A 14,959-nucleotide genomic window follows, 5' to 3' on the forward strand; every position below is an offset into this window, starting at 1 on the left:
GCTGCCGAGATTTTGACAACGACAGGGTGTAGGAGACCGGGCTCACTCCCGACCGGGCGGAGCGGTCAGGGCAGCTTGGGGGCGTCGACGATGATGCCGTGGCAGGCACCGGTGGGCAGGCAGAACTCGCTGATCCGGGCCATCCCGATCCGGACACCGTCGACCACCCGGTAGAAGGAGTAGCTGCGGCCGTCGATGCTGTGGGCGCGCACCCCCGGCATCGTGGTGATGTCCTTGTCCGTGTACAGCAGGTCGTCCTGGGTGACGACCGGGTTGACGAGGAATTCGGTGTGCGAACCGTCGGCGAGCGGGGTGAACCGTTCCGAGCCCGGCGCCGCTGGCGCAGCGGTCGCGATCACGACCGACGAGGCCGCTGCGGCGACGACTCCGGCGGCGATGGTGGCGATGCGGGCGGCGTGGGTGACGTGGCTCATAGTTCACCGATGAAACACCACTCGCGCGCCGTTCGCCAGCGCAACGAGATCGGACGGTGACCTCACAGGTTCCCGCGCGCCGCCTGCTCGCGTTCGATCGATTCGAACAGGGCCTTGAAGTTGCCCTTGCCGAAGCCGAGGGAGCCGTGCCGCTCGATCAGTTCGAAGAACACCGTCGGCCGGTCACCGAGGGGCCGGGTGAAGATCTGCAGCAGGTAGCCGTCCTCGTCGCGGTCGACGAGGATCCCGCGGGCCTTCAGCTGCTCGACGGGGACCCGGACGCGGCCGATCCGGGCCCGCAGCAGCGGATCGTCGTAGTAGGCGTCGGGGGTGGCGAGGAATTCGACCCCCTCGGCCAGCAATGCGTCCACGCTGGCGAGGATGTCGTCGGTGGCCAGCGCTAGGTGCTGGCAGCCGGGTTCGCCGTAGAAGTCGAGGTACTCGTCGATCTGCGACCGCCTGCGCCCGACCGCGGGCTCATTGAGCGGGAACTTGACGCGGTGGTTACCGTTCGCGACCACCTTGCTCATCAACGCCGAGTACTCGGTGGCGATGTCGTCGCCGACGAACTCGGCCATGTTCGTGAACCCCATGACCTCGTTGTAGAAGCGCACCCAGTGATCCATCCGGCCCATCTCGACGTTGCCGACGGCGTGGTCGAGCGCGACGAAGACATGGTCGGGGGCTCCCGGCCTGCGCACGACGGTCGAGGTGCGGGACTCGAATCCGGGGAGATACGGCCCGCGGTATCCGGACCGGTCGACGAGGGTGTGCCGGGTGCTTCCGTACGTCGCGAGCGCGGCGACCCGGACCGTGCCGTCGCCGTCGGTGACATCGTGCGGCTCGTCGAGGACGACCGCACCCCTGCCGCGGGCGTGCGCGATGCAGCGGTCCACGTCGACGACCTCGAGGGCGAGGTCGACGACCCCGTCGCCGTGCCTGCGGTGGTGGTCGGCGAGCGGGCTGCGCGGGTCCACGGCGCCGCTGAGCACGAACCGGGCCGACCCGGACTCGAGGACGTACGACTTGTGGTCGCGCCGCCCGGTCTCCGGGCCCGCGTAGGCGACGAGGTCCATGCCCCACGCCGAGCCGAAGTAGTGCGCCGCCTGGGTCGCGTTGCCGCACCCGAACTCGACCGCGTCCATCCCGACGACGGGGAACGGGTCGGCGTCGTCGTCGTGGTCGACCAGCCCGACCAGGCGTCGCAGTTGCCCGGCCCGCAGGTGCGCTGCCCGTTCGTGGCTGGTGAGTCGTGCGGAGGTCATCCCCCACGGTCACCCCGGCGCCAGCCCTGCGCAACGGCCGCCGTTGACGCTGCACAGCCTGTACAGAATGCTGAGTGGTGTCGCCGTTTTACCGGGCAAGATGACCAGGAGGCCGCGATGTCGATCGACCGTCTCGACGCCGCCCTGCTGCGGCTGCTGCACGACGAGCCGCGGGTCGGGGTGCTGGAGGCGTCGCGGCGGCTCGGCGTCGCCCGCGGCACCGTGCAGGCCCGGCTCGACCGGCTCGAACGGGACGGCGTGATCGTCGGCCGCTCCCCCACCCTGGACGCCGCCGCGCTCGGCTTCCCGGTGACGGCGTTCGCCACCCTGGAAATCGCGCAGGGCCGGGGGCACGCGCCGGTGATCGAGCACCTGGCCGCGATCCCGGAGGTGCTCGAGGCGCACACCACCACCGGCGCGGGCGACCTGCTGGTCCGGGTGGTGGCGCGCACGCACGCGGACCTGCAGCGGGTGATCGACGAGATCGTCGACGGACGGCACGTGCTGCGGTCGGCGACGGCGATCGCCCTCGAGACGCCGATCCCGCTGCGGCGCATCCAGCTGGTGCCGCCGACACGGGACTGACCTCCACCGCGACCCGGCGGCGCGCGCACCGCACCGGCGCGGCGGCGGTGATGAACGATTCACCTGCCCGAAATATCTGCGGCCGGGCGTCGAAACATCCGCCGTCGAGACTTCACGTCGTCCGGACCGGCAACGACGGGAGGTCACCAGGTGGGCACATCCGGCGACATCGACAGGGTCGAGACCCTCTGCGCGTACTGCGGGGTCGGCTGCGGGCTGATTCTGGACGTCACCACCGACCCGGAGACCGGGAGGCGCCGCGCCGCGAGGTCGTCCGGCGACGCTGCGCATCCGACGAACGCGGGCAGGCTGTGCACGAAGGGTGCGACGACCAGCGACCTGCTCGCCGGGCCCGGCCGGATGGAGTCGGCCTACCTCCGGCCCGACCGCGGATCCTCGATCACGCCAGCCGGCGTGGACGCCGTCATCACCGAGACGGCGACGCGGCTGCGGGCGATTGTCGACGAGCACGGCCCGGACGCCGTCGCCCTGTACGTCTCGGGGCAGCAGTCGCTCGAGGCCCAGTACCTGGCGAACAAGCTGGCCAAGGGATTCATCGGCACCACCCGCATCGAGTCCAACTCGAGGCTGTGCATGGCGAGCGCGGGCACCGGGTACAAGCAGTCACTCGGCGCCGACGGCCCACCGGGCTCGTATCAGGACTTCGACCACGCGGACGTGTTCTTCGTGATCGGCTCCAACATGGCCGACTGCCACCCGATCCTGTTCCTGCGGATGATGGAGCGTGTCAAGGCGGGCGCAAAGCTGATCGTCGTCGACCCGCGCCGCACCGCGACCGCCGACAAGGCGGACCTGTTTCTGCAGATCGCGCCGGGCACCGACCTCACCCTCCTCAACGGTCTGCTGCACCTGATCACCAGCAGCGGGCACACCGACCCCGGGTTCATCGCCGAGTTCACCGAGGGATGGGACGCGATGCCCGACTTCCTCGCCGACTACACCCCGGACCGGGTCGGCGAGGTCACCGGCATCCCCGAGGACGACATCCGCACCGCGGCACGGTGGATCGGCGAGGCCGCCGACTGGATGAGCTGCTGGACAATGGGTCTCAACCAGAGCACCCACGGCACGTGGAACACCAACGCGATCTGCAATCTGCACCTGGCGACCGGCGCGATCTGCCGCACCGGCAGCGGTCCGTTCTCGCTGACCGGTCAACCGAATGCGATGGGCGGCCGCGAGATGGGGTACATGGGCCCGGGTCTGCCCGGCCAGCGGTCGGTGACGTCCGCGGACGATCGGGCCTTCGTCGAGGACGCGTGGGGCATTCCCCGCGGGTCACTGCGCGCCGACGTTGGCGGCGGCACCATCGACATGTTCACCCGGATGGCGGACGGCGACATCAAGGCCTGCTGGATCATGTGCACGAACCCCGTTGCCACCGTTGCCAACCGGAAGACGGTGCTGGCAGGACTGGAACGGGCGGAGCTGGTGATCACCCAGGACGCGTACCTCGACACCGAGACCAACGACTACGCCGACGTCCTGCTGCCCGCCGCGCTGTGGACCGAGTCCGACGGGGTGATGGTCAACTCCGAACGCACCCTCACGCTGTTCCGGCAGGCACTCGATCCGGTCGGGCAGGCCCTCCCGGACTGGCAGATCATCGCCCGGATCGCCTGCGAAATGGGGTATTCGGAGGCATTCACCTACTCGTCGGCGGAGGAGGTGTTCGAGGAGATCACGCGCTTCGCGAATCCCCGGACCGGCTACGACCTGCGGGGCATCAGCTACCAGCGGCTGCGGCGCACGCCGGTGCAGTGGCCGTGCCCGCCCGGCGTCGACACCGACCGGCACCCCATCCGCTACCGCAACGACGGTGTGAGCCAAGACCTTCTGGTCCGCCCGGACGGCACCGTGCCGCGACTGGCCTTTCCGACCCCGTCCGGGCGGGCCGCCTTCTTCCCCCGGCCACACCTGCCGCCAGCCGAGCTGCCCGACGACGACTACCCGATCCTGCTCAACACCGGCCGGGTGGCGCACCAGTGGCACACGATGACCAAGACCGGACGGGTCGCAAAGCTGAATAGGCTGGCACCCGGACCGTTCGTTGAGGTCCATCCCGACGATGCGCGGGGGCTCGGAGTGACGGACGGCGACCGGGTCGAGGTGGCGTCCCGCCGCGGTCGCGCGGTGCTCCCCGCCGTGGTCAGCGACCGGGTGCGGCCGGGGAACTGCTTCGCGCCGTTCCACTGGAACGACCTGTTCGGGGAGTACCTGGCGATCAACGCCGTCACGAACGACGCGATCGACCCGGTCTCGCAGCAGCCCGAGTTCAAGGCGTGCGCGGTCACCCTGACCAGGGTGGCCGCGGCAGCCGACCATGCGGCGACCACGGACGGCGCCGATCGGACCCCGGCCTCGGCACCAGCACATCCGACGACCGGAGGGGCAGGCGTGACCCGACTCGACACCCTCGCCGACCTGCTCGGTGTCGCGGCCGAACCCGCGGCCGACCTCGGTCCGGTGCAGCGCCGCTATCTCGCGGGGATGGTCGCCGCGCTGCGCACCGACCCGGGCGGCACCGATCGGGACGTTCCTGCGCTGCCGGACGGCGCGCCGTTCGATCCGCCCACCCGCGCCTGGGTGGACGGCATCCTTGCCGGGTTGTTTTCCCGCACAACGCTTCCCGGTGGATCCACGGCCACTCACCCCGCCGACATCACGGCACGACGGTCGCCGGTTGTGGTGCTGTGGGCGTCGCAGACCGGGAATGCGGAGGAGTTCGCCGCCGCGTGCGCGTCGTCGCTCGCGGCGGCCGGGGTGCCCGCGGCGGTGCACGGCATGGACGACTTCGCGGCCGCCAAACTCGCGGACACCAGGGACGTGCTGCTGATCACCAGCACGTACGGCGACGGCGACGCACCGGACAACGGGTCCCGCCTGTGGGACGCGCTGTCCGCGGACGACGCGCCGCGGCTCGCGGACACCCGGTTCGCGGTGCTCGCGTTCGGGGATTCGAACTACGACGACTTCTGCGGCCACGGTCGCAAACTCGATGCCCGGCTCGGCGAGCTCGGCGGCACCCGCATCGTCGACCGGGTCGACTGCGAACCCGACTACGAGGGTTCCGCCGCGGCCTGGCTTGCCGCCGTCACCGAGTCGTTGCGCACCGCACCGGACGACGCCAGCGGGGTGACCCCGTCGGCGCCACCCGCCGCACCTGTCGCCGCGGCGCCCGAGTACGGCCGGAAGACTCCGTTGATGACCACCCTCACCCGCAACGTGACGCTGTCCCTGCCCGGATCGGCAAAGGATGTGCGGCAGTTCGGGTTCCATCTCCCCGACGGCACCCTCGAGTACGAGGCGGGCGACGCGCTCGGGGTGTGGCCCCGCAACAGCGTCCGCGTCGTCGAGGAGTGGCTCGACGCGACCGGGCTGGACGGTGCCGCGACGGTCGAGATCGGCGAGCACGGCACAATGCCGCTGCGGACCGCGCTGACCGAACGCCTCGACATCACCCGCATCACCGGCGACCTGCTGCGGTTCGTGCACGGCCGCACCGGGGACGAGGAGCTCGCCGCGCTGCTCCGGCCGGAGAACCGGGCCGAACTCGACGACTGGTCGTGGGGTCGGCAGTCGCTCGACCTGCTCGCGCGGGTTCCGGTCCGCGCTACCGCCGAGGAGTGGCTCACGATTCTCAAACCGCTTCAGCCACGACTCTATTCGATCTCGTCGAGCCCCAGGGAGAATGCCGGGGAGGTGCAGTTGACCGTCTCCGCGGTGCGGTACGACGTGCACGGCACCCCGCGCCGCGGGGTGTGCTCGACCTACCTCGCCGACCACGCCGAGGGGGAGAAGGTCGGCATTTTCGTGCAGAAGTCACGTCACTTCCGGCCGCCCGCCGAACCGGACGCGCCGATGATCATGATCGGCCCCGGCACCGGCATCGCCCCGTTCCGCGCCTTCTTGCGGGAGCGGCGGGCGCTCGGGCACACCGGTCCGAACTGGCTGTTCTTCGGCGAACAGCACGCCGCGACCGACTTCTACTACCGCGACGAGGTCGAGGAGCTCCGCGCGGAGGGGGTGCTCACCGAGTTCGATGCGGCGTTCTCCCGGGACCAGGAGGAGAAGGTCTACGTCCAGGACCGGATGCGTGCCCGCGGCGCCGAGATCTGGACGTGGCTCGGCCGCGGCGCCCACCTCTACGTGTGCGGCGATGCGCAGCGGATGGCGAAGGACGTCGACGAGGCGCTGTGCGGGATCGTCGCGCAGCACGGCAGGCTGGCGCCGCGCAGCGCGGATGCGTATGTCAGGGCGCTCGCGGCCGAGAAGCGATACCTCCGGGACGTCTACTGAGCCCTTCCGCATTCACCGGTCTATCATCGACTCCAATCCGCATCTGCGGATCAGAACCGGGAGGGGCCATGACGACGATCCGCATCCGGGAGGCCGCGGGCCTGCTCGGCGTCAGCGACGACACCGTCCGGCGGTGGATCGACAGCGGCGCGCTGCCCGCATCGAAGGACGACTCGGGACGCAAGGTCGTCGACGGGAAGGTGCTCGCCGAGTTCGCGGTCGACCACGCCACTCCCCCGCCCGACCCCCTCGGATCCGGCAGCTCGGCCCGCAACCGATTCGTCGGCCTGGTCACCAAGGTCACCACCGACACGGTGATGGCCGAGGTGCAGATGCAGTGCGGCCCATTCACGGTCGTCTCGCTGATGAGCAGCGCGTCGGTCCGCAGCCTCGGGCTCGAACCCGGCTCGATCGCGGTCGCGATGGTCAAGGCCACCACCGTCATCGTCGAAACCCCGGAGGGAACCTCGTGAGCCACCACCGCCGCGCCCCGACGGCCCTGGCGGCGGCCGCGGCCACCGTCGCCCTTGCCGCCGGGTGCTCGACGTCGGCGGCGGACGAGGCGGCACCGGCCACCGACGGGGCGGTGCGCGGCGACCTCACCGTCTTCGCGGCGGCGTCCCTGACGTCGACGTTCACCGAACTCGGTGCGATGTTCGAGTCGGCGCATCCGGGGACGTCGGTGCGGTTCAACTTCGCCGGGTCGTCGGACCTGGTCGCCCAGATCCGGCAGGGTGCGCCCGCCGACGTGTTCGCCTCCGCCGACACCACCAACATGACCCGGGCCGGGAACCTGGTCGCCGGCACGCCCACCGACTTCGCCAGCAACACCCTGACCATCGTCACCCCACCCGGAAACCCCGCGCGGATCACCTCGTTCGCGGATCTCGCCGATCCCGACCTGCAGGTCGTGGTGTGCGCGCCTCAGGTGCCGTGCGGCGCCGCGACCGACAAGGTCGAGCAGGCAGGCGGAATCACCCTGACCCCAGTCAGCGAGGAGTCGTCGGTGACCGACGTGCTCGGCAAGGTGCTCTCGGGTCAGGCCGACGCCGGCCTGGTGTACCGCACGGACGCCGCCGGTGCCGGGGACCGGGTGACCGAGGTGCCGTTCCCGGAATCGGCTGGAGCGGTGAACACCTACCCGATCGCGGCGGTGTCGACGTCCGGCAACCCCGCGGCGGCGGCCGCGTTCGTTTCCCTGGTGACCGGCCCCGAGGGCCGGGAAGTGCTGTCCGGGGCGGGATTCGACGCACCGTGAGGCTCGGGGCGGCGCACGACCCGGACGGGCGGGTACGCATCGGCCTGCCCGGCTGGGCGTACCTGCCCGCCGCCGTCGCCACCGTGTTCCTGACCCTGCCGTTGGTCGCGGTGCTCCTCGAGATCGACTGGGGTAGCTTCCTGTCCCTTGTCACCTCCGAATCGGCCAGGGTCGCGTTGCTGCTCAGCCTGAAGACCGCGAGCGTGAGCACCGTCGTGTGCGTACTGTTCGGCGTCCCGCTGGCACTGGTGCTGGCGCGGGGCCGGTTCCGCGGCCGGGCCGCGCTGCGGTCACTGGTACTGCTGCCGCTGGTGCTGCCCCCGGTCGTCGGCGGCATCGCCCTGCTGTACACGTTCGGTCGCGCCGGGCTGCTTGGCAGGCACCTCGATGCGCTCGGCATCCGAATCGCGTTCTCCACCACCGCCGTCGTGCTCGCGCAAACGTTCGTCTCCCTCCCGTTCCTGGTGGTCAGCCTCGAGGGCGCGCTGCGGGTCGCGGGACGCCGGTACGAGGAGGTGGCCGCGACGCTCGGCGCCCGTCCGACGACGGTGCTGCGCCGGGTGACGCTGCCGCTGGTGTTGCCGGGGCTCGCGTCGGGCGCCGTCCTCGCGTTCGCGCGGGCGCTGGGTGAGTTCGGGGCGACGATCACCTTCGCTGGGTCGCTGCAGGGCGTCACCCGGACCCTGCCGTTGGAGATCTACCTGCAGCGCGAGACCGACCCGCAGGCCGCGGTCGCGCTGTCGCTGCTCCTGATCGTCGCCGCCGCCGTGATCGTGTTGTTGACGCATCGCAACCGGTCGTCGGGGTTCGGGTGAGTGCGCTCCGGGTCCGGGCCCGGCTGACGCGGCGCGACACCGAGTTCGACGTCGCGCTCGCCGACGGCGAGGTGCTGGCGGTCCTCGGCCCGAACGGCGCGGGCAAGTCCACCCTGCTCGGCCTCGTCGCGGGTCTGCTGCACCCGGACACCGGCACCGTCACGCTCGGCGACCGGACCCTCACCGACACCGCGGCCGGGGTGTTCGTGCCCCCGCACGACCGAGGTGTCGCGTTGCTGTCCCAGCAGGCCCTGCTGTTCCCACACCTGACGGCCGCGGCGAACGTCGCGTTCGCGCCGCGCAGCCGCGGAATGTCCCGGCACGCGGCGCGGGAAGTCGCCACCCACTGGCTGCGGGAGGTGGACGCCCTCGACCTCGCGGACCGCCGCCCGTCGCAGCTGTCGGGCGGGCAGGCGCAGCGGATCGCGCTGGCGCGGGCGCTGGCCGCCGATCCGACGCTGCTGCTGCTCGACGAGCCGATGGCCGCCCTGGACGTGGCCGTCGCGCCCGTCCTGCGCCGGCTGCTGCGCCGGATTCTGCGGGAGCAGCACCGGACCGCGGTGGTCGTCACCCACGACCTGCTCGACGCGCTCGCCCTCGCCGACCGGGTACTCGTCGTCGAATCCGGCAGGGTGGTCGAAACCGGAACGGTCCGTGCGGTTCTCACCGCGCCGCGCAGCCCGTTCGCGGCCCGGATCGCCGGGGTGAACCTGGTCGGGGGCACGATGCGCGACGCGGACCATCTGGTGACGTCGTGGGGTGTCACGGTGTCCGGGGCAGCCGAGAATGCGCAGCCGCCCGGCGCCGGTGTGGCCGCGGTCGCGCTGTTCCCGCCGTCCGCGGTCGCCGTGCACACCGAACCCCCACATGCCAGCCCCCGCAACGTCTTCGCGGTCACGATCGCGGAACTGGACGTGCACGGGTCCACGGTCCGGGTCCGCGCCGCCGACCACCCCGACGGCAGCATCGGGCTCGCCGCGGACGTCACCCCCGCCGCGGTCGCCGACCTCGACCTCGCGCCCGGGCGCGCGGTGTGGTTCGCGGTCAAGGCGCAGGAGGTGTCGCTGCTGCCCGCCCTCCCCCGGCATTGAATGGGGGTTCATGCGTCACCCCCCGCACGGAAGTGACACATGAACCCCCATTCAACGGGCGATCAGGTGGCGGGCGTGATGCGCAGAATCCGGTCGTCTGAGCCGTTGTCGGTGGTGACCAGCAGCGCGCCGTCCGGCGCGAGGAGCGCCGTCCGCAGCCTGCCGAACTGCCCGTCCAGCAGGGCGGTTTCGTCGGTGACGGTGCGGCCATCCTCGGACAGCCGCAGCAGCACCAGCTTCTCGCCCTGCTGACTGGTGACCACGAGCGCCCCGGACCAGTCGCCCCAGGCCGGACCGTCCAGAAACGTCCCACCCGGGGTCGCGATGGTCGGGTAGCCCGAACTCCACACCGCGGCAAGCGCTCCCGGCACCCGCTCCGGGTCGGTCATCGGCACGTCCTCGTCGTAGCCGGACCCGGACCGGTCCGGCCGCCACCCGTAGTTCCCGCCCGGGTGCAGCAGGTTCACCTCGTCGTCCAGGTGGGTGCCCTGCTCGATCGAATACACCCGACCCGTCCCGGGCTGCAGCGCCAGGCCCTGCACGTTGCGGTGCCCCAACGTGTACACCGGACTGACCGGATCGGGGTTCCCCGCCGCTGGCGAACCGTCGAGGTTGATGCGTAACACCTTCCCGCCCAACGATGTCGGATCCTGCGGCACCGTTGCGGACTTGCTGTCGCCGGTGCCGATGTACAGGGCCCCGTCCGGGTGCAGCAGCAGCCGGCAGCCGCTGTGCCTGCCGTCGTCGGACACCGGGAGACCGGTGAGCACGTCGGCGCCGCGGGTCAGCGTGGTCCAGCCCGGGTCGACGGTCCAGGACACCACCCGCACGTCTCGCCGGTCCGCACCGCGATGCCCCTGGCAGGTGTAGACGGTGCGGTCGTCGGGGAAGTCGCGGGACAACGTCAGGCCCATCAGCCCGGTCTCCCGCAGCACGTGCAGGTCGGCCAGGTCCGCCGCCAGCTCACCGGTGCTGCCGTCGGGCCGCCGCACCACGAACCGTCCGGACCGCTCGCCGGTCAGGACGGCGCCGTCCGGGGCCACCGCCAGGTCCCACGGATGGTCGAGGTCGCCCAGCAGCGTCGACACCTCGACGGCGGGCGGCGGGACCGAGGTCGGCGACCGCGGCGAAATCGGATTCGGCGCCTCGGGCGGGGAGCAGGCGACCAACGCCGCGCACACCGCCCCCCACCACCGTTGAATGGGGGTTCATGCGTCATCCGCCGCCCGGAACGGACACATGAACCCCCATTCAACGCGGCCGGAGGTGGGTCAGGTGGTAGTCGGCGAGGGACACCCGGCGGGTGCGCCATCGGTACCGCCAGGAGGCGCCCGGCCACAGCGCATGGTTGACGCCGCGTCCATCGAGGTACCAGCTGGCGCAGCCGCCGGTGCTCCACACCGCCCCCGACAGCCTGCGCTGCACGTCGTCGTGCGAGGCCTCCTGCACCCGGTCCCGGACCTCGAGTGCGGCGGCGCCTGCCCGTTCGACCGCGACCATCGCGTCCTGCACGTATCGGATCTGGGACTCGATCATGAACAGCACCGAGTTGTGCCCGAGTCCGGTGTTCGGCCCGGACAGCAGGAACAGGTTGGGCAGGCCAGCGACGGCGATCCCGAGGTGCGCGCGAACACCCCGATCCTGCCATCGCTGCTGCAGGGTGACGCCGTCCCTGCCGACGAGCGGTAGCCGCCCCAGCGCGCCAGCGACCCGGAATCCGGTGGCGTACACCAGGACCTCCGCGGCCCGTCGGGTGCCGTCCGCGGTCACGACGCCGTCCGGGACGATGCGGTCGATCGGCGCCGTGACGACCTCGACGCCGGGCCCGGTCAGCGCGGGGAAGTAGCTGTCGGAGTGCAGGATCCGTTTGCATCCGATGCGATACTGCGGGGTGAGCATCTCTCGCAGCGCGGGGTCGGGCACCTGGCGGCGCAGGTGCCGCAGCGCCCGCCGGTGCAGCGCCGACGCCACCGGGCCCGGTCCGGCGAATGCGGGAACTCGGGCCTCGGCCCGCCAGTACTCGGCGGTCCGCGCGAGCCTGCGCAGGCGGGGCGGCCGCGCGCCTCGCGCCGGAAGGATCCAGGCCGGGGTGCGCTGATAGAGGTGCAGTTCGGCGGCCCGTGCCGCGATCTCGGGGACCACCTGGACGGCGGAGGCGCCGGTGCCGATCACCGCGACCCGCTTGCCGTCGAGGGTGACCGCATGATCCCAGGCCGCGGTGTGGAATGCCGACCCGGCGAACGTCTCCGCGCCCGGGATGCGGGGCAGCCGAGGGACAGTGAGCGCCCCGGTCGCAACGACGAGATACCGAGCGGTGTAGCGGCGTCCGCCGTCGGTGGTGACGCGCCAGCATGCCCCCGCCTCGTCCCAGTGCCCCTCCGCGACCCGCGCGCCGAACGAGATGCGGTCGCGAAATCCGGCGGCGACGCCGCGGAGATAGCCGAGGATCTCCGGTTGCGCCGCCCGCGCCGTGGTCCAACCGTCCCCGGGCGCAAAGGAATAGGAGTACTGCACGGACGGGATGTCGCAGGCGCATCCCGGGTAGGTGTTGTCCCGCCAGGTGCCCCCGACGCCAGCACCCTGTTCCAGGACCAGGAAGTCCCGGTCGCCAGCGCGGTCCAACACGGCGGCCATCCCGAGCCCGGCGAACCCGGCCCCGACGATCAGCACCCGCACCGTCCGCACATCATCTCTTGTCACGCCCACACTTGAACAGTGTTCAAGTAATCCTTCGCAAAGGCAAATTCACTCCGTGACTGTGCGTGATTTTTACCCCGATCGGGGTAAAAATCACGCACGGGCGGCGAAGCCGCGCAGGCGGAGGCTGTTGGTCACCACGAACACCGACGAGGCCGCCATCGCTGCACCGGCGATCATCGGGTTGAGCAGGCCGAACGCGGCGAGCGGCAGGGCGGCGACGTTGTAGGCGAACGCCCAGAACAGGTTGCCCCGGATGGTGTTCAGCGTCGCACGGGACAGCCGGATGGCCTGCGGCACCGCAAGCAGGTCGCCGCGCACCAGGGTGAGGTCCGCGGCCTCGATGGCGGCATCGGTGCCGGTGCCCATCGCCAGCCCGACGTCGGCGGTCGCCAACGCGGCGGCGTCGTTGACACCGTCCCCGACCATCGCGACGGCCCGCCCCTCGGCCTGCAGCCGCGCAACGACGGCGGCCTTCTCGTCCGGCAGCACCCCGGCGACGACCTCGTCGATGCCCACCTCGGCCGCGACCCGTCGCGCCACCGCCGCATCGTCGCCGGTGAGCAGGACCGGCGTCATCCCGAGCGCCCGCATCCGCGCGACCGCCTCCGCACTGGTCGGCTTCACCGCGTCGACAACGGTGATCGCGCCGCGGACCGCGCCGCCCCATATCACCGCGACCGTGGTGTCCCCCGACCCAAACGCCCCGGCCAGCTCCGGCGGCACCGGGTGCTCCGGCGTGCCGACCGCGACCCGGACTCCGTCGACGGTGCCGACGACACCGCGTCCGGGCCGGTTCGCGAAGTCCGTCACCGGGCCCGCGTGCGGTCCGGCGATCGCCCGCGCCACCGGATGCTCGGACGCGGATTCGACGGCCGCCGCACGCGCCGACACCAGGCCGGGGTCGACCCCGTCCGCGGCAAGCACCCGCCCGACCGCCATGACGCCGGTGGTGACGGTGCCGGTCTTGTCGAGCACGATGGTATCGATGCGGCGGGTCTGCTCAAGCACCTCGGGGCCGCGGATGAGGATGCCGAGCTGCGCGCCACGGCCGGTTCCGACGAGAAGTGCGGTGGGCGTTGCCAGCCCGAGCGCGCACGGGCACGCAACGATGAGCACGGCGACGGCGGCGGTGAACGCCTCCGTCGCGCCGTGTCCGGTCACCAGCCAGCCGGCCAGGGTCACGGCCGCGAGCACCAGCACGGCCGGAACGAATACCGACGAGACGCGGTCGGCCAGCCGCGCGACGGCGGCCTTGCCGTTCTGCGCCTCGGTGACGAGCGTCGCGATGTGCGCGAGTTGCGTGTCCGCGCCGACCTTCTCGGCCCGCACCACCAGCAGACCGTCGGTGTCGACGGTGCCGCCGATCACCGCGTCGCCCCGGCCGACATCGACCGGCACCGACTCGCCCGTGATCGTCGACGCGTCCACGGCGGCGCTGCCGCGGACCACGACCCCGTCGGTGGCGATCCGCTCGCCGGGCCGCACCACGAACAGGTCGCCGACCCGCAGCTGCTGCACCGGGATTCGCGTTTCGGCGGCGCCGTGGGTGTCCACCCCGCCCGCGAGGACCGCGACGTCCTTGGCGCCGACATCGAGCAGCGACCGCAGCGCGGCGCCCGCCCGCCGTTTGGCCTTCGCCTCGGCGTACCGTCCGGCGAGCAGGAACACCGTCACCGCGGCCGCGGTCTCGAGGTAAATCTGGCCGGCGGGGTCGTGCGCGCCGAGCCGGAAGGTGAACTCGTGGGTCATCCCGACGTGGCCCGCGGTGCCGAACACCAGGGCCCACACCGACCAAGCGTAGGCGGCGAGGGTGCCGAGCGAGACGAGGGAGTCCATTGTGGCTGCGCGGTGCCGAGCGTTGGTCAGCGCCGCACGGTGGAACGGGTAGCCGCCCCAGAAGACGATGAGCGTGGTGAGCGCGAGACACACCCACTGCCAGTAGTCGAACTGCAGCGCGGGGACCATCGACAGCGCAACGACCGGCACCGCGGCGGTCGCTGACCCGGCGAGACGGACACCGAGGGAGTCGGAGGGCGCGGGGGTCGGTTCCGGCCGGTCGGGGACCGCCGCGGCGGTGTAGCCCGCGGCCTCCACCGCGGCGACCAGGTCGGCGACCGACACGGCGGCGGTGTGGGTGACGTGCGCGCGCTCGGTCGCGAAGTTCACCGTCGCGGTGACGCCGTCGAGCTTGCCGAGCTTGCGCTCGATGCGATTGGCACAGGACGCGCAGGTCATCCCGCCGATGTCGAGGTCGACACCGTCCTCCCGGAGGTCGGCGCTCACGGCGCCAGCTCGTATCCCGCCTCTTCGACGGCCGCGGCGACGGCTGCCCGGTCGAGCGGGGTCTCGCTGGTGACGTCGACGCGACCGCTGTCCAGATCGACGGCGACGGCGGTCACGCCCGCGATCTCCGAGACCTCCTCGGTGACCGACGCGACGCAGTGCTGGCAGGTCATGCCGGTGACGGTGTAGGCGCTCTGCACGACGGTTC

At 71.8% G+C, this 14,959-nt stretch carries 12 protein-coding genes; 6 read left to right on the top strand and 6 right to left on the bottom strand.

Annotation, left to right across the window (positions count from 1 at the left end; translation table 11 throughout):
- Positions 1-65 precede the first annotated feature (65 nt).
- Together ACFWQG_RS14090 and hppD are read right to left on the bottom strand one after the other, a co-directional pair.
- Positions 66-434, bottom strand: coding sequence for a hypothetical protein (locus ACFWQG_RS14090; protein WP_378508240.1), 369 nt, complete (start codon positions 432-434; stop codon positions 66-68).
- 62 nt (positions 435-496) lie between these two features.
- Complete coding sequence (gene hppD / locus ACFWQG_RS14095; protein ID WP_378508241.1) at positions 497-1,699, bottom strand: 4-hydroxyphenylpyruvate dioxygenase; 1,203 nt, start codon at positions 1,697-1,699, stop codon at positions 497-499.
- Between the two features lie 117 nt (positions 1,700-1,816).
- Here hppD and ACFWQG_RS14100 point away from each other — a divergent pair, with 117 nt between their 5' ends.
- The 6 genes from ACFWQG_RS14100 to ACFWQG_RS14125 all read left to right on the top strand — a co-directional run bounded on the left by ACFWQG_RS14100 (position 1,817) and on the right by ACFWQG_RS14125 (position 9,768).
- A complete protein-coding gene (locus ACFWQG_RS14100; RefSeq protein ID WP_378508242.1) occupies positions 1,817-2,284 on the top strand; it encodes an Lrp/AsnC family transcriptional regulator in 468 nt (155 codons plus the stop codon).
- Between the two features lie 150 nt (positions 2,285-2,434).
- Positions 2,435-6,604, top strand: a complete 4,170-nt coding sequence (locus tag ACFWQG_RS14105) for a molybdopterin-dependent oxidoreductase (protein ID WP_378508243.1) — start codon at positions 2,435-2,437, stop codon at positions 6,602-6,604.
- Positions 6,605-6,672: 68 nt separating this feature from the next.
- The gene (locus tag ACFWQG_RS14110; protein ID WP_378508244.1) at positions 6,673-7,077 is read left to right on the top strand and encodes a molybdopterin-binding protein; all 405 of its coding nucleotides are present in this window, start codon (positions 6,673-6,675) and stop codon (positions 7,075-7,077) included.
- Entirely contained in the window at positions 7,074-7,862 is a 789-nt protein-coding gene (gene modA, locus ACFWQG_RS14115) for a molybdate ABC transporter substrate-binding protein (protein WP_378508245.1), read from the top strand. Before ACFWQG_RS14110 ends, modA begins: the two co-directional genes overlap by 4 nt.
- Entirely contained in the window at positions 7,859-8,677 is an 819-nt protein-coding gene (locus tag ACFWQG_RS14120) for an ABC transporter permease (protein WP_378508246.1), read from the top strand. Before modA ends, ACFWQG_RS14120 begins: the two co-directional genes overlap by 4 nt.
- A complete protein-coding gene (locus tag ACFWQG_RS14125; RefSeq protein WP_378508247.1) occupies positions 8,674-9,768 on the top strand; it encodes a sulfate/molybdate ABC transporter ATP-binding protein in 1,095 nt (364 codons plus the stop codon). Before ACFWQG_RS14120 ends, ACFWQG_RS14125 begins: the two co-directional genes overlap by 4 nt.
- Before the next feature lie 62 nt (positions 9,769-9,830).
- Here ACFWQG_RS14125 and ACFWQG_RS14130 read toward each other — a convergent pair whose 3' ends face one another.
- The 4 genes from ACFWQG_RS14130 to ACFWQG_RS14145 all read right to left on the bottom strand — a co-directional run bounded on the left by ACFWQG_RS14130 (position 9,831) and on the right by ACFWQG_RS14145 (position 14,951).
- Entirely contained in the window at positions 9,831-10,949 is a 1,119-nt protein-coding gene (locus ACFWQG_RS14130; protein ID WP_378508248.1) for a PQQ-dependent sugar dehydrogenase, read from the bottom strand.
- Between the two features lie 70 nt (positions 10,950-11,019).
- Positions 11,020-12,468, bottom strand: coding sequence for a flavin-containing monooxygenase (locus ACFWQG_RS14135; RefSeq protein ID WP_378508249.1), 1,449 nt, complete (start codon positions 12,466-12,468; stop codon positions 11,020-11,022).
- 90 nt (positions 12,469-12,558) lie between these two features.
- Positions 12,559-14,751: a heavy metal translocating P-type ATPase gene (locus ACFWQG_RS14140; protein WP_378508250.1), complete on the bottom strand. Its 2,193-nt coding sequence runs from the start codon at positions 14,749-14,751 to the stop codon at positions 12,559-12,561.
- Positions 14,748-14,951 (bottom strand): heavy-metal-associated domain-containing protein, encoded by a 204-nt coding sequence (locus ACFWQG_RS14145; protein WP_378508251.1) that lies wholly within the window; start codon positions 14,949-14,951, stop codon positions 14,748-14,750. Before ACFWQG_RS14145 ends, ACFWQG_RS14140 begins: the two co-directional genes overlap by 4 nt.
- Positions 14,952-14,959: the final 8 nt, after the last annotated feature.

The organism is Rhodococcus sp. NPDC058532, from assembly GCF_042719255.1.
In the GTDB taxonomy this organism is placed as follows: domain Bacteria; phylum Actinomycetota; class Actinomycetes; order Mycobacteriales; family Mycobacteriaceae; genus Rhodococcus_G.